Source organism: Nostoc parmelioides FACHB-3921, from assembly GCF_014696625.1.
Classification (GTDB): Bacteria; Cyanobacteriota; Cyanobacteriia; order Cyanobacteriales; family Nostocaceae; genus Trichormus; species Trichormus parmelioides.
In genome coordinates this window covers 60,191-82,118 of sequence record NZ_JACJQL010000008.1, presented here as the reverse complement: position 1 = coordinate 82,118, position 21,928 = coordinate 60,191, and the positions used below count along the sequence as shown (strand labels likewise).

At 41.4% G+C, this 21,928-nt stretch carries 20 protein-coding genes and 1 pseudogene; 13 read left to right on the top strand and 8 right to left on the bottom strand.

Annotated elements, in window-relative coordinates:
- Window positions 1–37: 37 nt before the first annotated feature.
- Complete coding sequence (locus H6G14_RS08065; protein ID WP_190566646.1) at window positions 38–1,831, bottom strand: serine/threonine-protein kinase; 1,794 nt, start codon at window positions 1,829–1,831, stop codon at window positions 38–40.
- Between the two features lie 677 nt (window positions 1,832–2,508).
- Here H6G14_RS08065 and H6G14_RS08060 point away from each other — a divergent pair.
- On the top strand, window positions 2,509–3,018 hold the full coding sequence (locus tag H6G14_RS08060) for a hypothetical protein (protein WP_242053377.1): 510 nt from the start codon (window positions 2,509–2,511) through the stop codon (window positions 3,016–3,018).
- A gap of 138 nt (window positions 3,019–3,156) precedes the next feature.
- Here H6G14_RS08060 and H6G14_RS08055 read toward each other — a convergent pair whose 3' ends face one another.
- On the bottom strand, window positions 3,157–4,848 hold the full coding sequence (locus H6G14_RS08055) for a protein kinase domain-containing protein (protein ID WP_190566642.1): 1,692 nt from the start codon (window positions 4,846–4,848) through the stop codon (window positions 3,157–3,159).
- A 502-nt stretch (window positions 4,849–5,350) separates the two neighbouring features.
- Between H6G14_RS08055 and H6G14_RS08050 the strand changes: the two genes are divergently transcribed.
- The 4 genes and pseudogenes from H6G14_RS08050 (at window position 5,351) to H6G14_RS08035 (ending at window position 11,272) form a co-directional block, all read left to right on the top strand.
- Window positions 5,351–9,337, top strand: a complete 3,987-nt coding sequence (locus tag H6G14_RS08050; protein ID WP_190566640.1) for a magnesium chelatase subunit H — start codon at window positions 5,351–5,353, stop codon at window positions 9,335–9,337.
- A 107-nt stretch (window positions 9,338–9,444) separates the two neighbouring features.
- Window positions 9,445–9,864: pseudogene (locus H6G14_RS08045) on the top strand (XisH family protein).
- The gene (locus H6G14_RS08040) at window positions 9,852–10,187 is read left to right on the top strand and encodes a XisI protein (protein ID WP_190566635.1); all 336 of its coding nucleotides are present in this window, start codon (window positions 9,852–9,854) and stop codon (window positions 10,185–10,187) included. The pseudogene H6G14_RS08045 and the gene H6G14_RS08040 overlap by 13 nt, the downstream one beginning before the upstream one ends.
- A gap of 380 nt (window positions 10,188–10,567) precedes the next feature.
- Window positions 10,568–11,272 (top strand): hypothetical protein, encoded by a 705-nt coding sequence (locus H6G14_RS08035; protein WP_190566633.1) that lies wholly within the window; start codon window positions 10,568–10,570, stop codon window positions 11,270–11,272.
- Window positions 11,273–11,330: 58 nt separating this feature from the next.
- Here the strand turns inward: H6G14_RS08035 and H6G14_RS08030 are convergent, their stop codons facing one another.
- Complete coding sequence (locus tag H6G14_RS08030; protein ID WP_190566631.1) at window positions 11,331–11,480, bottom strand: hypothetical protein; 150 nt, start codon at window positions 11,478–11,480, stop codon at window positions 11,331–11,333.
- On the opposite strand from H6G14_RS08030, the gene H6G14_RS08025 reads away from it, so the two are divergent.
- Window positions 11,480–11,725 carry a DUF433 domain-containing protein gene (locus tag H6G14_RS08025; RefSeq protein WP_190566629.1) on the top strand — a complete coding sequence of 82 codons (246 nt, stop codon included), beginning with the start codon at window positions 11,480–11,482 and terminating at the stop codon, window positions 11,723–11,725. The genes H6G14_RS08030 and H6G14_RS08025 overlap by 1 nt on opposite strands.
- A complete protein-coding gene (locus H6G14_RS08020) occupies window positions 11,722–12,078 on the top strand; it encodes a DUF5615 family PIN-like protein (protein ID WP_190566627.1) in 357 nt (118 codons plus the stop codon). The genes H6G14_RS08025 and H6G14_RS08020 overlap by 4 nt, the downstream gene beginning before the upstream one ends.
- Window positions 12,079–12,279: 201 nt before the next feature.
- Here the strand turns inward: H6G14_RS08020 and H6G14_RS08015 are convergent, their stop codons facing one another.
- From H6G14_RS08015 to H6G14_RS33980, 3 genes are read right to left on the bottom strand one after another with little or no spacing between them, the layout of a single operon-like run.
- Window positions 12,280–12,723: a type II toxin-antitoxin system VapC family toxin gene (locus tag H6G14_RS08015; RefSeq protein ID WP_190566625.1), complete on the bottom strand. Its 444-nt coding sequence runs from the start codon at window positions 12,721–12,723 to the stop codon at window positions 12,280–12,282.
- Window positions 12,711–12,932, bottom strand: a complete 222-nt coding sequence (locus tag H6G14_RS08010; RefSeq protein WP_011320049.1) for a hypothetical protein — start codon at window positions 12,930–12,932, stop codon at window positions 12,711–12,713. Before H6G14_RS08010 ends, H6G14_RS08015 begins: the two co-directional genes overlap by 13 nt.
- A 37-nt stretch (window positions 12,933–12,969) precedes the next feature.
- Window positions 12,970–13,098, bottom strand: a complete 129-nt coding sequence (locus tag H6G14_RS33980) for a hypothetical protein (RefSeq protein WP_277884304.1) — start codon at window positions 13,096–13,098, stop codon at window positions 12,970–12,972.
- Window positions 13,099–13,112: 14 nt separating this feature from the next.
- On the opposite strand from H6G14_RS33980, the gene H6G14_RS08005 reads away from it, so the two are divergent.
- Window positions 13,113–13,688, top strand: coding sequence for a Uma2 family endonuclease (locus H6G14_RS08005; protein ID WP_190566623.1), 576 nt, complete (start codon window positions 13,113–13,115; stop codon window positions 13,686–13,688).
- A 124-nt stretch (window positions 13,689–13,812) separates the two neighbouring features.
- Here the strand turns inward: H6G14_RS08005 and H6G14_RS08000 are convergent, their stop codons facing one another.
- Window positions 13,813–14,301 carry a GNAT family N-acetyltransferase gene (locus tag H6G14_RS08000; RefSeq protein ID WP_190566621.1) on the bottom strand — a complete coding sequence of 163 codons (489 nt, stop codon included), beginning with the start codon at window positions 14,299–14,301 and terminating at the stop codon, window positions 13,813–13,815.
- A 514-nt stretch (window positions 14,302–14,815) separates the two neighbouring features.
- On the opposite strand from H6G14_RS08000, the gene H6G14_RS07995 reads away from it, so the two are divergent.
- Window positions 14,816–15,739, top strand: a complete 924-nt coding sequence (locus tag H6G14_RS07995) for a hypothetical protein (RefSeq protein WP_190566619.1) — start codon at window positions 14,816–14,818, stop codon at window positions 15,737–15,739.
- A gap of 54 nt (window positions 15,740–15,793) precedes the next feature.
- Here H6G14_RS07995 and H6G14_RS07990 read toward each other — a convergent pair whose 3' ends face one another.
- Complete coding sequence (locus H6G14_RS07990) at window positions 15,794–16,705, bottom strand: ATP adenylyltransferase family protein (protein WP_190566617.1); 912 nt, start codon at window positions 16,703–16,705, stop codon at window positions 15,794–15,796.
- Window positions 16,706–17,295: 590 nt separating this feature from the next.
- Here H6G14_RS07990 and cysH point away from each other — a divergent pair.
- The 4 genes from cysH (at window position 17,296) to H6G14_RS07970 (ending at window position 21,824) form a co-directional block, all read left to right on the top strand.
- Window positions 17,296–18,021 (top strand): phosphoadenosine phosphosulfate reductase, encoded by a 726-nt coding sequence (gene cysH, locus H6G14_RS07985; RefSeq protein ID WP_190566615.1) that lies wholly within the window; start codon window positions 17,296–17,298, stop codon window positions 18,019–18,021.
- 122 nt (window positions 18,022–18,143) lie between these two features.
- Window positions 18,144–19,376: an exonuclease subunit SbcD gene (gene sbcD / locus H6G14_RS07980; protein WP_190566613.1), complete on the top strand. Its 1,233-nt coding sequence runs from the start codon at window positions 18,144–18,146 to the stop codon at window positions 19,374–19,376.
- Window positions 19,377–19,551: 175 nt separating this feature from the next.
- Window positions 19,552–21,000 carry a BCD family MFS transporter gene (locus H6G14_RS07975; RefSeq protein ID WP_190566611.1) on the top strand — a complete coding sequence of 483 codons (1,449 nt, stop codon included), beginning with the start codon at window positions 19,552–19,554 and terminating at the stop codon, window positions 20,998–21,000.
- Between the two features lie 17 nt (window positions 21,001–21,017).
- Window positions 21,018–21,824, top strand: a complete 807-nt coding sequence (locus H6G14_RS07970; RefSeq protein ID WP_190566609.1) for an inositol monophosphatase family protein — start codon at window positions 21,018–21,020, stop codon at window positions 21,822–21,824.
- Window positions 21,825–21,928: the final 104 nt, after the last annotated feature.

The window sequence follows — 21,928 nt, the reverse complement described above, 5'->3', positions numbered from 1 at the left end:
TCCCCCTGCTCCCCTGCTCCCCTGCCCCTGCCCAACTTCAACACCCTTTCGCTGAGGCTGGGTTGACAAAATCGTGTAAATCTGCATCCCAAACACTAATGTAAATTAAATCGCAGTTCTGACGGACAATTTGACCCTTAACTCCACCTGCGGTAAAGCTAAAATTGTCTGACTGACGTTGTTGGATTTTTTGTAAGCCTTGCTGAATTTTTGCCGTAGATTGACCACCCAACATCCCATTTAAGGTATTTTGCATGACTTGGGGGTCTACCGACTGAGCAAACGATACTTCAGTTTGGCGTAGCACACCAGAGTTACGATCAAATAAGTAGCCTAAGTCAACTTGATTGGGAACTAACCGATATACTACTGCACGAGTATTGCCCCACACGCCTCTTAAGTCTCTATTTGGCTTACCGAGTGTGGCTTCTACCGTGCTTCTGGCTGTACCTGTAGGAAACGCGGGAACACTGGGTCTGGTTGTATTTGCTTTTCTGCGAGGTAATGAATCTGCTGGAGTTGGGGGTGCGGGAACAGGTTGATTTTGTGGTTCTGGTGTTGTGCTGGGTTGTGGTGCTGGAGTATCGGCTGTGATGGGGGTGTTGTCTGGTGCGGGTGTGAATACTGCTGGCGGATTGGGGTTTTCTTGGCGGGTTTCTGTTTGTGGCGGTGTGTCAGGATTTACTGGCTGTTCTGTGGAATCAGGGAGGATAGAATCTGGGGAAACAGGCGGAGTATTGGGTGCAGTGGTGGGAATTTGAGAGACTGGTGAAGGGATAGGATTACTGACAACAGGTGGTTGCGATTGTTGGGGACGCGTCAAAGTAGACATTGCTACTCCTGCCATTAAACCACCTGCTATGAGACCACCGAAGATTAAAAGAGACTTTTGGCGATTGGGTTCAGCCCACCGTAGAGGTTCACCTTGAGGTTTAATAGAGGGAATAGATAAGGCTTGGGTTTGTTGAGTTGGTGTAGTGCTGGGAGGGATGCTAGGTTGAGCCGTCACACTAGATGATAAAGCATATAACATTTTACTGGCAGTACTGTAGCGATCGCCTGCGTGGGGTTTAATGGCTTGATTCAGCACAGATACCAGTTGTTGTGAGATATGAGGCGCAAAGTTTTGCCAAAGAACCTCCCCGGTTTGGGGATGAGTCGGCAATTCTTCAGGACTTTTACCAGTTAACAAATAAATCGCCGTCAAACCTAAGCTGTAGATATCAGTGGCGTAAACTGGTCTACCTACGGCTTGTTCACTAGGCATATATCCGGGTGTACCGATGACGAGCGATCGGGTAGCATATCCTGGGGAACTGACGACTGAACGAATGGTTTCTTTAACTGCACCAAAATCAATTAACACTGGTTTTTGGTCAACGTCACGGAGAATAATATTATCGGGTTTAATATCTCGGTGAATGATGCCCTTACTGTGGACGTAATCTAAAACTGATAGCAGACTCAACAGAATTGTTTTAACAATACCTTCGCTTTGAACGCCTTGGGATACCAAAAGCTGTCTGAGGGTCTGACCATGAATCCACTCTTGCACAAGGTAAAACTGCCCATTTTCAGAAAAGTAGGCGTATAGTCTGGGAATTTGGTTGCTGTGTTCACCCAAAAACTCTAGAGTTGCTGCTTCCCGCTCAAACCGTTGTTGAATAGATTGATAGGCTTGTGGGTCGTTGCTTACTGGTTTGAGTTGCTTAATCACGCAGCGACGGCGAGAAGGCATATGAGTATCTTCCGCCAACAGGGTTTCTCCAAACCCCCCAGCACCGAGTACTTGAATTACTTGATAGCGATTGTTCAGCAGAATAGATGTCATGGAAAGTTCAAAGTGTCCGCCCTTTCTCAATGTACATCACGATGTGGTGATAGGTTATGTTCCCGCAAATATGCAAGATATCCCGTTCCTATCGCAATTTTGTTGTAGCTATACCAATTCAATTAATGATTGCAACACATCATTGGGTGAAATGAAGACGCGATTAATCGCGTATCTACAGATGGTTTATTGGTCGCATTCTTTTTTCAAATTGGTATTACTTTGAGAATTCAAATAAGGTGATACGCACCTAGAGCAAATATTTTTGCGTCAGATCTTTCCATAGTTAAGAGTCCAGAGTTAAAGGCTAGCTTGGACTGTGGACTGTGGATTTTTGACAACCTGAGTGCGAAATCTACCATTTAAATGCGTAAAAGGTTAGCTGATTCATGAGTTTTTTCTCATCAATTATTTAAATAGTTTTCATGCTTCTGTATGACATTGATAACTAACGCCGTGTGCAACTTTCTCTCAAACCTAACCCCCAACCCCTTCCCTACAAGGGAAGGGGGGCAATATTTAAAGCCTCTCTCCTTGCAGGGGAGAGGTTTGGAGAGGGGTTTCAAAAATAAGTTGCACAACGCGTTAACTATCAACTTTTACCACAACCTAAACCAGTTATGCTAAAGTCAATTTCTAGCGTGGCAATGACATTGATCGGATTCAGCACTAGTCTAATGTTCCCTCACATTGCAGTTGCTGAAGAGATTTCCTGCCAAAGAAGACTAGGTGCAATCACCGTTGATAATGTGAAAGTACCTCAAGGTAAAACTTGCACCCTCGCTGGAACTACCGTCAAAGGAAATATCGTAGTCGAAGGCGGCGCAACCCTCAAGGCCATAGGTGCGAAAGTCAATGGTAGTATTCAGGCAGAGGGTGCAACTCTAGTAGATGTAAATTCTAATACCACCGTCGGTGGAAGCATCCAAGTGAAGCAAGGTCGTGCGGCTCGTGTGGTGAGTACAAGCATCGATGGAGATTTGCAGTTGGAGTCGAACTCAAGACAAATAGTTGCTAATCAAAACCAAATTGGCGGCAATTTACAAGTCTTTCAAAATACTGGAGGGGTAATGATTCGGCAAAATCGCGTTAAGGGCAATTTGCAGTGTAAAGAAAATACTCCTCAGCCGATTGGTGGTGACAATATTGTCCAAGGTAGTAAAGAAGATCAGTGTGCAAGATTATAAGAAGTTACTCTAATACCTGATTAGCAAACTTTGCTCCACTATACTGTGATTCAAAAAAGGGAATAGATTCGTATGTAATACTCCATACTACCTATCTGTTCCCTTTCTTGGTCAAATATATCCCAGGAAACAATTAGCCTATCTAGCACCACTGACAACCCATCTATTATTGTCCCCATCCCATACTAAAGAGAAGCGTACAGAACTGGATGATTGCCTGCCACTTTTCATAAAATATCGCAATTGAGCATTAACTGTGGCTGTGTCTGCATTCGCTTCTAGCAAACTTACTTGTTCAACATCTACACTTTCCACTTGTCCACCCCACCAATCAAGATAGGACTCATAACCTCTGGGGTGCAATTTTCTATTATTTTGGAAACTGGGAGCTAGCAGATTCCAAGCGGTACTATATTCACCCTCATTGATGGTTTCATAGTAATTTTGCACAGCCTCTTCTGGTGAAGGTCTATCTGTTTGTTGTGGTGGGGTTGTAATTTGGGGTTCTGGTGGTGTGGTTGGCTGTGGAACGGACGTAGTCGGTTCTATATTATTGCTGGGTTGGGAATCTATGGGTGTGGTAAACGGTCTTGAGTTTCTGGGAAATCGGACAGATGCCTGTGGTGTGGTATTTTGAGTGACATTCTGATTGATCGGTGTTTCAGGGGTGGCTGTGGGTGATGGTTCCACTGTTGGGGTGGCATTGTTGCTGATGGTAGTTTCACTAGGTAAAGATGTTGTTTGTGTTACAGGTTGATTTGGTCTAGTGAGGGCAAAACCAATAACTACGGAAGCACCAATTAAACCGCCAGCAATTAAACTACCCATGAGGATACCTCTATTACTGTTGTTGTGATTTATCGGTTGTGGTGTGGGTGTAGTACCTGGACTAACGGCGACGGTGTTTGTTTGAGTTGCAAAAGGTGGTGTAGTTACTACTGGTGGTTGCTGATAAGGGATGGTGGGTGATGATTGTGGTTGTTGATAGGGAACTGTTGGAGGGGAAACTACACCTAATTGCAAAGCGTCGAGCATTTCTCTAGCGGTGATGAAACGTTCTCGTGGATGGTAGGCGATCGCTCGATCAATCACAGCTGCTAATGTAGGACTTATATTCAAGGCGTATCTATGCCAAATAATCTCCCCACTGTGGGGGTCTGTTTCTAATTCCTGTGGCTGTTTGCCGGTGAGCAAATAAATTGCTGTCAGACCTAAACTATATAAATCACTGGAATAAACTGGTCTTCCGGCTGCTTGCTCGCTGGGCATATATCCAGGTGTACCAATAACAATGGAACTGGTAGGATTACCTTGGGAATTAACGACTGTTCCCATTGATTCCCGCACTGCACCAAAATCAATCAATACGGGTTTACCGTCACGATGGCGCAAAATTATGTTGTCTGGTTTGATGTCGCGGTGAATGATGCGCTTAGAGTGGACATACTCCAGAACGGGTAATAAGTTGATCAAAATATCTCGAACAGCACTTTCACTCAATAAACCTTGCTGTTTCAGTTTGGCTGTGAGAGTATCCCCTTCTACCCATTCTTGGACTACGTAAAATTGGGTATTCGACTGAAAATAAGCATACAAGGTGGGTATTTGTCCTGAGTAGCTGCCCAAATCTTCTAAAATCGCTGCTTCTCTTTGAAAACGTTCTTGTACTAGTTGATAAATCTGGGGATTATTGTGAATTGGTCTGAGCTGTTTTACTACACAACGGCGGTTGGAGGGCATTTGGCTATCTTCGGCTAAGAATGTTTCCCCAAAGCCACCACTACCCAAGGTTTTAATCACCCGATAACGATTGTCCAGCAGCTGTTCCATAATCAAATACGTAATAATACAGTAATAAGTGTTATATAATTTACTTTTTAAGTCTATTTGTATTTACTTAAAAATTGTTACTCAAATATAAATTTAACTATTTTTAAGTAATCAATGTGCGTATCAGTTGTTGAAATGATCCAGTTTAATACACCATTCCCTCTTGGGTGGTTTTTAGGCGTTTTTGCTACTAACCACTGACTATTGACTACTGACAAAAACTTAACCCACCAGGGGATGGAGTTTTTTATTTTTTCCATCTGTTACCGAAATATTAATTTTTCTTTACAAATACTGAGTGTTTACTCTTATTATTTATTAATGTTTGTTGATAAAGTTTGCGATTTTTATATCGATTTGTGTCAGATGAACGACAAAATGCCCATTGGGCAAGCTTTTTCTGATAAAAAACTGATATTGCCGAACAAAAAAATCTCTCTTGGGCGGCATGAGTCCCCAAGAAAATTTAGTAGAGAACACGCATCAAAGGAGCCGAGGAAGCATGTTCACCCACGTCAAGTCCACCATTAGACACATTGCGCCTGATAACCTGCGCGGACGTAATTTAATTAAGGTGGTCTATGTCGTGCTTGAGTCCCAGTACCAGAGCGCACTGTCGCAAGCGGTTCGCACGATTAACGCGAATAATCCCAACCTGGCGATTGAAATCAGTGGGTATTTGATTGAGGAACTGAGAGATCCAGAGAACTACGAAGAGTTCAAGCGGGAGATCGAGGGTGCCAATATTTTCATCGCTTCATTGATTTTCATCGAAGACTTAGCACAGAAAGTAGTTGCAGCAGTAGAACCACACCGCGATCGCTTAGACGTTGCCGTTGTCTTTCCCTCGATGCCAGAAGTTATGCGCCTGAACAAAATGGGCAGCTTTTCTCTGGCACAGTTGGGACAGTCGAAAAGTGCGATCGCCCAATTTATGCGGAAACGCAAAGAAAAATCCGGTGCGGGATTCCAAGATGGGATGCTGAAGTTATTGCGAACCTTGCCGCAAGTACTAAAGTATTTACCAGTGGAGAAGGCACAGGACGCTCGCAATTTTATGTTGAGCTTTCAATATTGGCTAGGAGGTTCCCCAGAAAATCTGGAAAACTTCTTGCTGATGCTAACTGATAAATACGTATTAAAAGCAGTAGAAAAACAGAATTCTGCATCCGTAGAATATGAAGCGCCAGTTGTCTATCCTGATTTAGGGATTTGGCATCCTTTAGCGCCGAGTATGTTTGAGGATGTCAGAGAATACCTCAACTGGTACACAGCCCGTAAGGATATATCCAGCGATTTAAAAGATCCCTTAGCGCCCTGTGTCGGTTTGGTATTACAACGCACTCACCTAGTGACCGGTGACGATGCCCATTATGTGGCAATGGTGCAGGAGTTGGAAGCCTTAGGGGCAAGGGTATTGCCAGTCTTTGCTGGAGGTCTGGATTTCTCCAAGCCTGTGGATGCTTACTTTTACGAACCAACGACTAAAACACCGTTAGTAGATGCAGTTATATCTCTCACTGGTTTTGCGTTGGTGGGTGGCCCGGCTAGACAAGACCATCCTAAAGCAATTGACGCACTTAAACGCCTGAATCGTCCTTACATGGTGGCGTTGCCTTTAGTCTTCCAAACGACTGAAGAGTGGTTAGACAGCGATTTAGGGTTACATCCGATTCAGGTGGCGTTGCAGATTGCCATTCCCGAATTAGATGGGGCGATTGAACCGATTATATTATCGGGTAGAGATGGGGCAACAGGAAAAGCGATCGCCCTCCAAGACCGTATCGCCGCCGTCGCCCAACGTGCTTTAAAGTGGGCTAACCTGCGCCGCAAACCCAAGCTCAACAAAAAAGTCGCTATCACCGTTTTCAGCTTCCCACCGGATAAAGGGAACGTGGGGACTGCTGCTTACTTAGATGTATTTGGTTCCATCTACGAAGTGATGCAGGCGTTGAGGAACAACGGCTACGACGTGCAAGACTTGCCAGAAAACGCCAAAGAGTTGATGGAACAAGTCATCCACGACGCACAAGCACAGTATGCTAGCCCGGAACTCAACATTGCTTATAAGATGTCAGTCCCAGAATATGAGGAACTAACACCTTATTCCCAACGCCTAGAAGAAAACTGGGGCCCACCACCAGGAAACCTCAACAGTGACGGACAAAACCTGTTAATTTACGGTAAGCAATTCGGTAACGTCTTCATTGGTGTACAACCCACCTTTGGTTATGAAGGCGACCCGATGCGGTTGTTGTTCTCCCGTTCTGCTAGTCCTCACCACGGCTTTGCTGCTTACTACACTTACCTAGAAAGAATTTGGGGCGCTGATGCTGTACTGCACTTCGGTACACACGGTTCATTGGAATTCATGCCAGGTAAGCAAATGGGGATGTCTGGTGAATGTTACCCAGATAACTTAATTGGCACAATTCCCAACCTGTACTATTACGCAGCTAACAACCCCAGCGAAGCGACAATTGCGAAACGCCGCAGTTACGCCGAAACAATTTCCTACCTGACACCACCGGCGGAAAACGCTGGTTTGTACAAAGGTTTGAAAGAACTCAGTGAGTTAATTGCGTCTTACCAAACCTTAAAAGATAGCGGTCGCGGTATCCCCATCGTCAACACGATCATGGATAAATGCCGCATCGTCAACCTGGATAAAGATATTAACTTGCCTGAAACCGATGCCAAAGATATGACCCCCGAAGAACGGGATAATATAGTTGGTAGCGTCTACCGCAAGCTGATGGAGATCGAATCCCGGTTGTTACCTTGTGGTTTGCACGTCATTGGTAAGCCCCCAACAGCAGAGGAAGCGATCGCCACACTAGTCAACATCGCCAGCTTAGACCGTCAAGAAGAAGAAATTCTCAGCTTACCCCGGATCATCGCTAACAGCCTGGGGCGCGACATTGACGAAATTTACCAAAATAACGACAGAGGCATACTAGAAGATGTCCAATTACTACAAGACATCACCCTAGCCACCCGCGCCGCCGTCCGCGCTTTAGTAGAAGAACAAACCAACGCAGAAGGACGAGTTTCCCTCGTTTCCAAGTTGAATTTCTTCAACATGGGTAAAAAAGAACCTTGGGTAGAATCCCTGCATCAATCAGGTTATCCCAAAGTTGACACCTCAGCCTTAAAACCCCTGTTCGAGTATTTAGAGTTCTGCTTACAACAAGTTTGTGCAGACAACGAACTCGGCGCATTACTCAAAGGCTTAGAAGGCGAATACATATTACCGGGCCCTGGTGGCGACCCCATCCGCAACCCAGATGTATTGCCCACAGGTAAAAACATCCACGCCCTAGACCCCCAATCAATTCCCACAGCCGCCGCCGTCCAATCAGCCAAAATCGTTGTAGATCGGCTATTGGCACGAAACAAAGCTGACAACAATGGTAACTGGCCAGAAACCATCGCCTGCGTCCTTTGGGGAACCGATAACATCAAAACCTACGGCGAATCCCTAGCCCAAATCATGTGGATGGTTGGTGTACGTCCGGTTCCCGATGCTTTGGGACGGGTGAACAAGTTGGAGTTAATACCCCTAGGAGAGTTGGGAAGACCCAGAATTGACGTAGTAATAAACTGTTCTGGTGTATTCCGCGACTTGTTCATTAACCAGATGAACTTGTTAGACCAAGGGGTGAAGATGGCGGCGGAAGCGGATGAACCATTAGAAATGAACTTCGTTCGCAAACACGCACTGCAACAAGCTGAGGAAATGGGTATTAACCTCAGACAAGCAGCCACCCGCGTGTTCTCCAACGCTTCTGGTTCCTACTCCTCAAATATCAACTTGGCAGTAGAAAACAGCACATGGGACAGCGAAGCCGAGTTACAAGAAATGTACCTCAAGCGCAAATCCTTCTCCTTCAATTCCGATAACCCCGGAATGATGGACGAATCCCGGCAGCTTTTTGAAAGCACCTTAAAAACTGCTGATGCAACTTTCCAAAACCTGGATTCCTCCGAGATTAGCTTGACAGACGTTTCCCACTACTTCGACTCCGACCCCACCAAGTTGGTAGCAAGTCTGCGTGGTGATGGAAAGAAACCTTCATCCTACATTGCAGACACCACCACAGCTAACGCCCAAGTCCGCACATTATCCGAAACCGTCCGCCTAGATGCCCGTACCAAATTGTTAAATCCCAAGTGGTACGAAGGTATGCTGTCTCACGGTTACGAAGGTGTCCGCGAACTTTCCAAGCGGTTGGTAAATACCACAGGTTGGAGTGCAACAGCCGGCGCAGTGGATAACTGGATTTACGAGGATACCAACGAAACCTTCATCAAAGATGAAGAAATGCAGAAACGGTTGATGAACCTCAACCCCCATTCCTTCCGCAAGATTGTCTCAACTTTGTTGGAAGTGAATGGTCGCGGTTATTGGGAAACTAGCGAGGAGAATTTAGACCGCCTCCGCGAGTTGTACCAAGAAGTTGAAGACCGCATTGAGGGCATAGAATAACCATCAAGATAGAGACGTTCTGTAGAACGTCTCTATTTTTTTAACCGTGTTTACGGATGGTAAATAATGTACCCTAATGAAAATTAGAAATATAATTATAGATATGTATGTCTGCTAGAGATGTTTTTCATGAAGTTGTCAAAACAGCTTTAAAGAAAGACGGTTGGCAAATTACTGATGATCCACTCACAATTAGCGTGGGAGGAGTTAATCTTTCTATTGACTTAGCCGCCCAAAAACTGATTGCCGCAGAACGCCAAGGACAAAAAATTGCAGTTGAAGTCAAAAGTTTTTTAAAGCAGTCGTCTGCAATTTCAGAATTTCATACAGCATTAGGGCAGTTTATTAATTATAGAGGTGCATTGAGAAAGGTAGAACCTGATCGTATTTTATATTTAGCAGTACCTTTAACAACTTACAAAACATTTTTTCAACTTGATTTCCCCAAAGAGATCATAATATAAAATCAAGTTAAGATGCTGGTTTATGATGTAGAGCAGGAGGTAATTTTCCAATGGATAAATTAACTCATTATCGGCAGCTTGTACAAAACATATTAAATGATTACGGTGAGCAAAAACCATCTCACTCAAATATAGAAGTTGAGACAATTTTCGATAAAGAACGCGACCATTATCAAATAGTTCATGTAGGCTGGGAAGGTCAAAATTGGGTACATAGTTGTATCATCCACATTGACATTAAAGGTGGCAAAATTTGGCTTCAGTGGAATGGTACAGAGGATGATATAGCTGCTAATTTGGTAGCTGCGGGAGTTCCAAAGGAAGATATTGTGTTAGGTTTTCAGTCGCCTTTTATGAGGCAGTTTACAGACTATGCTGTGAGTTAGTAAATATATGGAAAATATACAAGGATTAGTTATTAAATCTTAACTACTATTCTTTCATCAATATGATATCAATATGGTTGGAAGTGAATGGTCACTTTATTGGGAAACTAGCGAGGAGAATTTAGACCGCCTCCGCGAGTTGTACCAAGAAGTTGAAGACCGAATTGAGGGGATTGAGTAGCAACTTTCAATCTGTATAAATAGCATAAAGTTTTGGGGATACGGCAAGCCGTATCCCTTTAAATATTTTAACTATAATATTAAAACCTATTAGGGATATTATTTATGGCGTTCAAAGGCTTTAGTAAAAAAGTAGCTCATCAAAAGAGATTGAAGGAAGTTAATAAAATTATATAGAAAATCTTGAAGATACTAACTCTTTGAAACAAAATGCTATATCGTTTGGTAAAAAAATTACCAATGATTGGATAAAAATATCTAATTCAATTAGATTAAAATCAGAGCAGCAATATGGAAAATTTCTAATAGAATCTCGTTTATTAATGATTACAGCAATTACAGACTTGCTAGTTTATAGAGCAGGTATTCCTGGAAATACAAATGAACAATTAGGAAAAATATTACAACTTATAACTATATTTTTCCAAGGAGAATTATATACTAAAAAACTGATTTCAGAAGGACAGTACGTTAAAGCATCTGTGGCTATAAAGCAAGAAATTGAAATAATTACTCGTATCAATGAGATTAAAAAAGGAGTTGATAAAGATGGTCAAACTCCAAATGTTAAATATGCACCTCCTACTTTTAACCTACATTATGGTGATATGAATCAAATAGGTCACATATCTCAACCAGATTTTCTATCATTTTTACATTCAGTTAATAGAGATACTTTCACGGGAGCCTCAATTACACCTATTTTTAACGGAAATATTGCTAAGAATCTTTATGAAATACATCTTATTATTTTTTACCATATTATTAGAGAGTCAATTGAATTATTTCAGCAGTTATATCCAGACGATTTGGAATTGGTTTTACCTGCTTGTAAAATATTTACAATAATTGTTGATTGTCTTAAAACAGCAGAAATTATTAAAGATAATGAACCAAATTCATAAATAGAGGGTGTGATCGCTTTATGATTGTGCAGAATGCGCTCATCTTAATAAACAGGCGTTAGCGAAGCTTACCGGAGGTATCGCTTTGGGAATTTAGAGTGCGATCGCTCATCTGGAAAAACAGGCGATCGCAGTTTGGGAATGTGGGGAGGTGCGATCGCTCGATGCTAATGGCATGATATAGGAAGCGAGCAATGAGCCAAGACAATGCAAAACCAGCTTAAACAAATAGTTGTATCCGATCCAAAAGTGATGATGGGAAAACCTGTAATTGCAGGTACACGCATTACCGTTGAGTTAATTCTAGAAAAGTTAGCTGCTGGTGAAACCACAGAACAAATTTTAGAATCACACCCGCGACTTACACGCGAAGCAGTTCAAGCAGCTTTAGCATTTGCGGCTGAGGCTTTACGATATGATGTTATTTATCCCATTGTTGAGAACGCTTCTTGAAATTTCTAGCAGACGAAAATTTAGATTGGCAGATTGTTGAGCGTTTGCGCCAAGATAGCCATTTAGTGTGGTACGTTGCTGAAATGGAGCGAGGAATTTCAGATGACGTGGTGCTGGATTTAGCTAACCAAGAAGAAGCAATATTATTAACATCTGACAAAGATTTTGGTGAGTTAGTGTTTCGCCTACAACGTATTGCTTCAGGTGTTATATTATTGCGGTTAGCAGGTTTATTGACAACCCGGAAAGCAGAGATTGTTGCCAATACAATTAATCAACATAATTCTGAGTTAATAGGTGCTTTCACTGTTATTACACCAACAACAATTCGTATTCGCAAACTTGATAATTGAATACTGAAAATAAAGTATATTTTACTGCTTTTAAAACAGGCATTAGTGTAGCTTACCGTAGGTATCGCTTTTGGGAAGTTTTGGGAATGCAATGACATTCCACCAACTGTAGGCGATCGCATTTGGGAATGTGAAGTGCTATCGCCCATTGTGATCAACAGGCGATCGCTCTTTCGCCGTCTAGAGAAAACGCAACAGATATTACACTATCAATTGCTCTAACACTAATATTGGTAAGCTTGGTAAAGATGGTAAACGCGCATCATTCGTTAAAAAAAATGACGCTCCTCCACGAATAGCAGTAGCAATCTGAATAGCATCTGGGGTTCTTAAATTGTAGTTTGCTCTTAATTGTGCAGCAGTTTCAGCTATATCTGGAAAAACTTCTATAGTTGTTAACCCTTGAGAGTTCAACAAAATATCACGATATTGTTGAGCTAATATTGTATTTCCTTGTCGCAAGGGATATACTAACACTTCCGTAATAGTCAATACTGAAGTTACAACACTAAACTCACCACGAAACAGTGCTGCAAAGAAAGCATCTGTAACATTCAAATAATTAGGATTTTCTTCAATAAAATAAATTAGAGGTGCAGTATCTAATCCTACAATTTGACCCTGTATCTGGGCTAACCATTCCATGAATCACGTTCCTGATTAACATATTCTTGAGCATCAATCCCATTCCAGATTTCTTTACCTAACCCACGCAATTCTAAAATGCTACGTTTTGGCTGAGATATCATCGCCACTTGTTGACGAATTAGACTAGATAAGTCTGCAATTAAGCGTATTTGTTCTTCAGGGCTTAAACTTTTAGCTTGTTGTAATACTTCTTGATAGCTAGACATAAAATTTACAGTTTTAATTTTCTGCTCTAAATTTAGCTTACCGTAGGCGATCGCCTTTGAGAATGTGGAGTGCGTTAGCGCAGCTTACCGGAGGTATCGCTGCCCAAGAGCTAATGGAATATAGAATAGTATCTAAGGTAGTTAAAGTTGCTGCTTTAATATTCAATCTGGAATATCACTATGAATGCTTTCACAGTCAATCTTAAACCAGTATTGGAACTCACAGATGAGCAATTTTTTAATCTATGTCAAGCAAATAGGGACTTGAAGTTTGAACGCACCGCCACAGGAGAATTAATTATTATGCCACCTACGGGAGGAGAAACGGGGAATCGTAATGGCAGACTAAATCAACAATTATTTAACTGGACTGATACTGATGGTACTGGTATCGCTTTTGATTCTTCAACTTGCTTTAAATTGCCTAATGGTGCAGACCGTTCTCCTGATGCTGCTTGGATAAATTCAGAAAGATGGAATACTTTAACAGACGAACAAAAGGAAAAGTTCCCTCCTATTTGTCCTGATTTTGTCATTGAGTTACTTTCACCCAGTGATAGTTTGAAGGCTGCACAAGAAAAGATGAGGGAATATTTAGATAATGGTGTAAGTTTAGGTTTTTTAATTAATCGTAAATATCGTCAAGTTGAAATTTATCGGCAAGGAAAAGAGGTTGAAGTTTTGGAATCTCCTGCGACTATATCAGGGGAAGATATTTTAAAGGGTTTTGTATTGGACTTGGAAAGGATTTGGTAATTTATTTGGTCAGGTGTCAGTGCAGTTTACCAAAGGTATAGCCTGCCGTGTAATCATGAGATAAGCGATCGCTAAACTATCAATTGCTCCAGTACTAAAACTGATTGCTTTCAAAGTTAAAAAATTAAATTCGCAACCCCATAATTACTAAATCGCGTTCCACGCCATCCAAGTCTGCAACTTGGGGTAAATATCCCCATTTTTGAAAGCCGAAAGTTTCAAACAGGTGCAAACTTGGTTGATTGTGAGCGAAAATAAACCCCAATAGGGTTTTTAAACCTAAATTGGGACTTTCCTCAATTGCTTTGGCTAACAATTGCTTACCTAAACCGCACCGATGAAAAGCTGGGGCGATGTAAATACTAAGTTCAGCCGTTGCAGCGTAGGCTGGCCGTCCGTAAAATGATTGGAAACTCAGCCACCCAGCAATTACTCCGTCTTGTTCGATTACCCATAGGGGACGAAAGTTAGGCGATCGCCCTTGGAACCAAGCAAGACGACTTTCTACTGAAACTGGTTTTAAATCAGCAGTTGCCATGCGGCTAGGAACAGCAGCATTATAAATGCCTATAATTGTAGGCAAATCAGTTGTAGTCGCATGACGGATGGTCATTACTACCAAATGGAAGATAATTTTTGGAAAATACTTACAAATAATACATCTTTAATAGTAATAATTCTATGGGATTATTACTTTATTTTTATAATGTCAGTAGGTCGGGTATTGTCTACAAAAATAATCATCCTGTAAGCGATTTCTCGCTTACTGATGCTGAGATTTTGTCAATAATCAAATCGGATTTCCGTAAAGATTCCTCAGCAATTGTCAGAGATTGCTTACAATATATTCATTGCTATTTAACTCTTAGAAATCAGGGATGATATTTTTTGAGAGCCAATGCTTTCAACTCTTGATTGTAAAACGACCTCATGAACTTGGTTAATCTTCTTGCAACTATCTGAAAAATTATCTTTAATAGCTCCTCTCTCTCTAGTTCTATTCTATTAAGACTATTTTGTCTAAAAATCAGAGTATTGAGACATCTATACTCCGGCTAGGGATAGAGTTCCACTTTGTTAAGTCTCATTAACATGAAGATAGTAGCTAATGTTTAATTTTAATCAGTATGGTTGATAATTTATCTAAAGAAACCCATCATATAGAAGATAAACAAGAGACTAGTAATTCTATTGAATTAGAATTTTATCAATTTATAAATAAACTGAAAACAGGAGTTTGGCTACTAGGGATTCCATCTTGGCTATTTGGACTCACAGATAGAAGTATGTCTGCCTTTGCCGATGGTTATATTTCCACAAGAGAAGTTTTTCAGCTCTTGACAACATCATTTTTCTTCATAAGTTGGTTGTATTTAAAGCCAGAAAATGGCTCTGATGAAGAGATAGGCTTATTATGTCAAAATCCAGCAAGTCGATTTGCATTGAAAAAACGACACATGATTAGCCAGGAGTATATTCTCCCCTTTCCTTATCTTTGCCAAATTTATCATTTATTAAATCTTAAACATTTAGAGACTATTCACAAATTTAGTTTAAATAATTTAAGAATATTGAGTGTTAGCGACTTTCAACAAACCAATTTTGGGGGAATCATCAAATTCAATACACTCTTAGATTCGCCTATCAATGCTTTGAGAATTTGGAGGCAACCGATAGTAGAAGTAGATTTAATTTTACATACTCCTTATACAATTGAACTGAGTATTCCAGTTTACGATGGCAAAAGAATAACGGTGATATTTTATGCTTTCCCTCTCACTGAGCGAGAACACCAGTTATTTATAGAAATCTATAGTGACCTAGATTGGCCAAAACCATTGTTACAAATATTATTACATTTTGCATCTTGTTTAACTCTCTTTGAAGACTTACCTTATCTACGTAATTTAGCTGAAGTCAATATAGAACGTTTATTTAAATTAAGCAGATTTTCTAAACAAGCAAATATGCTGCTGTTTAAAAGATTTGTAGAATTATATGGCTCAAGTGGAGACAGAATTAAACTGCTGGAGGGAAGTAATAGAAATTAGGAAGACTTGGAGCATAATTAACTAATAACTATTGATGGCGATGGGCTGTGTCCCTCAGTAAGCGATCGCTACTTCCTTGAGAATGTTCATTGGGCCGTGTTGCTTGAGGATTTGCATTTCCGACGCGTTTTTCACTAACAAAGCACCCGCAAACCCCAAGGAATTTACGGAAATGGATTGGAAATGTTCTTGCGATCGCGGTACGATTAACATCCATTCTCTAGTTGCTAGTAAATTATAAGCACCCGATTGTCTATCATCATCAACCGCCCCTAAACCCACAGCACGCAGTAATTTATGGTAGATTTCTAAAGTTGCGTCAGCCCCTATCAACGGAGAATCTACCCAAGCAGGCTGTAAACTAGCGAAAGCATGGACGAATGGAAGCCCTGGTATAGTTGCAATATATTCCTCAAATTTTGCCGATGCGAATAGTGGCGCAATGGGTATCTGCGGTGCTGATGCTGTAAATGGTAACGGTACTAGTTGCAAGTGTTTATGTCGCTGGCTAGCACCTGCAAGTTTCCCTCCGTTGTAGAATGCTAAACCATCAATTCCTGCTAAACAAGCCCACATTGCAGTAAAGTCCGCTAACGTTAGCAACTTTTCCTGCTCTTCAAAATCACGGGTGATAATCAATAAGTGATAGTCAACAACATTAAATTTATTAAATATACATACATGAGTGTCGGAAATATCCGCTACAAATAAATCCTGTTCGTAAGGAAGAAAGGGGTTAAACTCTTTACCAGCAGATTTCTTCTCTCGTTTTTTCTTGTCTGCATTTTTACGGTCAAGGTTAGATAAAATTCGTACCAAAAAATTAACCCCATCCTGCTCAACAAATTCAAATTCTGTGGGTATCGATAGCAACACACCACAATTTAAAGCGTATTCCGTTTGTTTTTTTACCTGTTCCCACAATGTGTCTGGTTTTAATAAGATTTTGCCTTCAGTCCTAGTCACGTTGCTTTCTCCGAGGAATTAAACACAAAACTTAAAAACTCCACTCATAAACTGAGCGGAGTTTTGTAAATTTTATTTGCCTAAATTGTTAATGTTTTAATCTGAAAACCTTTAAAACACGCTCATGATAGTGATGATACTAGCACTGGTTAGAGCGATCAAACCACCCATCATTACATACTCACGTAATGGAGTTGGTAATTTGGTATTCTTCATTTTTGTAGAATCCCTTAATATAGCTGTTGTACCTAAAGATATCAGTTTCCGTATAAATAACTATAAAAGCAAGTTAAAACTTAAAATAGCGTAACCCTTCTTAGTAAATGTGAGAGTAATTACTTAACAGTCCATGAGACAATAATTTTAGTTAGGGAACCTAAATGATTAGTAAATAATATTATTAATTTTTTATTAATAAAGTTTGAATATATAAATGTGCAGCAGTACACTCTCCTGAGAACGTATATCTTTTAAAGTAGTAATTTCCGTACAATATAATTACCTATATTCCCTCATATCCGAGAGAGTTGTGTGCCTTTTTAGTCTAAAATTAATTTTAATCAAGGTAACAACATTTAACGGAAACTCTCATGACAGCTTCTACGGCATTTAAAACCCAAACAAACGAATTTAATTTAGATGAATTAAATCAACAGTTTGAAACTGCCACTCCTAAAGAAATTCTGGCATGGTCTATAGAGCATATCCCCACAGGGTTGGTACAAACTAGCGCCTTTAATGTGGATGACTTAGTAATTACCCATATCCTTTATAGTGAACTCAAACAACCAGTACCTGTAATCTTTCTCGATACTCTGTTCCACTTTCAACAAACTTTAGAACTCGTTGCAAAAGCGAAAGAAATATATAACCTAGATTTACAAACCTACAAAACTCCAGATGTAGACACCCGCGAAGCCTTTACTGCTAAATATGGTGAGGCGCTTTGGGATAAAGATATTACACAATTTCACCAAGTTACTAAAATTGAACCTCTACAACGGGGTTTAGACGAACTCAACACCGTCGCTTGGATTACTGGCCGTCGCCGTGATCAAGCCGTTACCCGCGCTAATATGCCTGTATTTGAATTAGATGGCAAAGGTCGTTTGAAAATAAATCCCCTAGCTACTTGGACACGTCAAGATAGTTGGGCTTACGTAGCCGAACATGGTGTGATTTACAACCCACTCCATGACCAAGGTTATCCCAGCATTGGTGATGAACCCATCACCACCAAAGTAGGCGAAGGCGAAGATGAACGCGCCGGACGCTGGAGAGGAAGCAATAAAACTGAATGTGGGATTCACATTTAGTCAGTGGTCAGTAGTCCACAGTCCATAGTTCAACACAAAGATGTTAACTATTTAACAGTCAATGGTTCAACGCTGAAAACAACCATTAATATTGACTATTGACTATTGACTATTGACTAATCATGATTAAAATCCTCCATCTCTCCGATATCCACATGGGAAGCGGTTTTTCTCACGGACGCATTAACAGCGCCACGGGACTAAACACGCGATTGGAGGATTTTGTCAATACTTTATCTGTATGTATTGATCGGGCGTTGGGAGATGCTGTAGATTTAGTCATATTTGGTGGTGATGCGTTTCCTGATGCTACGCCGCCGCCCTATGTGCAAGAAGCTTTTGCTAGTCAATTTCGTCGTCTTGTGGATGCTGAAATTCCGACGGTGTTGTTGGTGGGGAACCATGACCAACATTCCCAAGGACAAGGAGGCGCTAGTTTAAATATTTACCGCACTTTGGGAGTGCCGGGGTTTGTGGTTGGTGATAGGTTAATGACTCATCATATCCAAACTCGTAACGGCAAAGTGCAGGTGATTACTTTACCTTGGCTAACTCGTTCCACACTGATGACACGCCAAGAAACAGAAGGTTTGGGGTTGGCTGAAGTCAATCAACTATTAACAGAACGTCTGCAAGTGGTGATGGAAGGGGAAATTCGTCGTCTTGACCCTGATGTACCAACTGTGCTTTTAGCTCATCTGATGGCTGATAACGCGACGTTGGGGGCTGAACGCTATTTAGCTGTGGGTAAAGGTTTTACTTTACCTTTATCTTTGCTGACTCGTCCTTGCTTTGATTATGTTGCCTTGGGACACGTCCACCGTCATCAAAATTTGAATAAATCTAATAACCCGCCAGTGATTTATCCGGGGAGTATTGAACGGGTAGATTTTAGCGAGGAGAAAGAGGATAAGGGTTATGTAATGATTGAACTGGAACGGGGTAATGTGGAGTGGGAGTTTTGTCCCTTACCCGTCCGGACTTTTCGCACCATAGAAGTGGATGTATCAAAAGCAGATGATCCACAAGCTGCTATTGTAAAGGCGATCGCTAAACATGATATTCAAGATGCTGTAGTCCGGCTAATTTACAAACTCCGTTCCGAACAGATGGATGTGATTGATAACGCCTCCCTACATTCTGCGTTAAGTTCCGCTCACACCTACACCATTCAAGCAGAATTATTAAGTCAGTTGGCTAGACCCCGGATTCCTGAATTAAGTGCAAGTAGCAGCATCGACCCAATGGAAGCATTAAAAACTTACTTACAAAATCGTGAAGACCTCAAAGAGATATCAGCCTCCATGCTAGAAGCCGCAGAACAGTTGTTAGCAGAAGATTTGATCAACAGTTAATAGTCAGTGGTTCCTGAATTGTTATCAGGGTTTATCTTAAGTTAAAGAAAGGCTAATACCATTTCACTAAAATTCTGATACAAATCCGAACCCAGAAACCTTTGCAAAATATAGGTTTCTTAATTTTGAATTTTGAATTGGTATAAATCCTGTACTGTTTCTCATCCAAGTTATAATGGCGACTAGCAATTTTTTACCAGATCCCGAATCAGGTCAATCAATCAAGCCTGAGTCAGTCAAGAGAGTTGACTTACTGACCGTGTTTCGACTCGGACTCTTTCAAATGGGTCTGAGTATGATGTCAATTTTGACTCTGGGTGTACTGAACAGAGTCATGATTCAAGAGATAGCAATTCCGGCGACGTTGGTGGCGTTGGTTTTAGCATTACCTGCCTTTGTCTCTCCTTCTCGCATCTGGTTTGGTCAGATTTCTGATGCCAAACCTTTGTGGGGTTATCATCGCACAGCTTATGTTTGGGTGGGGGCGGCAATATTTGCGATCGCATCTTTTTTGGCTGTCCAAGTAATTTGGCAGTTAAATAGTGTCGCCAATAGCTCTAGTGGTTGGGTGTGGACTACTCAAACTGTTGGCTGGACATCACTTCTGGCTTTAGTTTTTGCGGTATATGGTCTAGCGATTTGTGCTAGTGGTACGTCTTTTGCTGCTTTGTTGGTGGATATCTCGGAAGAAGATAACCGTTCTCAAGTGGTGGGTATTGTTTGGTCAATGTTGATGGTGGGAATTATTGTTGGGGCAATTATCAGTTCTAGTTTGCTCAAACAATTAACCCCAGACGCAAATGCAGTAACTTTGCAAGCCGCAGTCAACCGACTATTTATGATAGTCCCAGCGATTGTGTTTGGGTTATCGATTGTGGCAACAGTGGGCGTAGAGAAAAAGTATTCTCTTTATAAGAGCCGTTCCACTTTGGTGAATCGAGAAGATAGTATTACTCTGGCTACAGCCTGGAAAATTTTGACAGCTAGTCCCCAAACTGCTTTGTTCTTCACTTTTTTGGTGGTGATGAGCATCAGTTTATTTATGCAAGACCCAATTGTCGAACCTTATGCGGGTCAGGTGTTTAAGATGCCCTTGGCAGAAAGTACCAGACTGAATGTATTTTATGGCATAGGTATTTTAATCGCTTATGGTGTAACTGGTTTTTTTGTTGTACCCCGTTTAGGTAAGCGGCGGACTGCTCGACTGGGTTGTGTTTTGGTCGCATTTGCCGCTTTAATGTTGGGTGCATCAGGATTCTCAGCTAATCCCGCCTTTTTGAAGTTTGGTTTGGTCATTTTTGGTTTAGCTACTGGTTTCTTAACTACAGCTGCAATTAGCTTGATGCTGGATTTAACAGTTGCAGAAACCGCCGGTACATTCATTGGGGCTTGGGGTTTGGCGCAATCCTTAGCTAGGGGATTAGCAGTAGTCATTGGTGGTGCAGTCCTGGACGTGAGTAAAAGACTGTTACCAACCTTAGAACTAGCCTACGCATCAGTATTTGTTTTGGAAGCGGTGGGGATGGTGCTGTCGATTTGGTTTCTCAACCGTGTGAATGTGACAGAATTTCAAACTACTACCAAGCAAGCGATCGCTTCTGTTTTAGAAAGTGATTTAGATTAGAACGTGAGAACTTATTAATGAATGATTTTTGGACGACAATTCTCGATTTTGCCCAAACTACCACCACCAGAGTGGGCGCGCGATTAATGCAGGACTTTGGGCAAGTGCAGGCTTTACAAAAAGCCGATGGTAGCTTGGTAACCCAAGCCGATAAATGGGCAGATCAAGAAATTCGGGATGCGATCGCCTCTACCTTTTCTGGTTATGGAATTTTAACCGAAGAAAGCGATCGCACATTTCCTGGGACAGAGTGGTGCTGGGTCATCGATCCTTTAGATGGGACAACAAATTTTACACGGGGTATTCCCATCTGGTCGATTTCTCTGGCTTTGCTTTACCGAGGAACACCCATTTTCGGTTATGTTTATGTACCACCCCTCAATCAAGCCTTTCATGGTTTCTGGCCTGGTAAATCTGGTTTAAGCACACCCTCTGGAGCATTTCTCAATCATCACCCAATTCATACCAGTAGTGACGCTCCCAGTAGCAATCACTTTTTTAACCTTTGTTCCCGCAGTTTAGCTGTTGTCCAGAACGGATTTCCCTGCAAAATTCGGATGCTGGGTGTAGCTAGTTACAATTTCTTGACGGTTGCGGCTGGTGCAACATTAGGAGGAATAGAAGCAACACCAAAAGTTTGGGACATAGCAGGTGCTTGGGTAATTGTCCAAGCTGCTGGTGGTAGCTGGGTTTCCCTTGGTTCAGAACCATTTCCCTTGTCAAACGGGGAAGATTATAGCGATCGCTCTTTCCCCACTCTCGTTGTCAGTCGCTCGGAGATGGTATCCTTTTTTACAGCATTAATACAGGATGTAAAAATTTAACTCGCCACATACTTCTTTATCGACCCAGGTCACCTGTAATCACAAAAATTTTTACAGGCGACCTGGGTAATTTTTCTGGATATGAGATTTTTTCGACGTATATG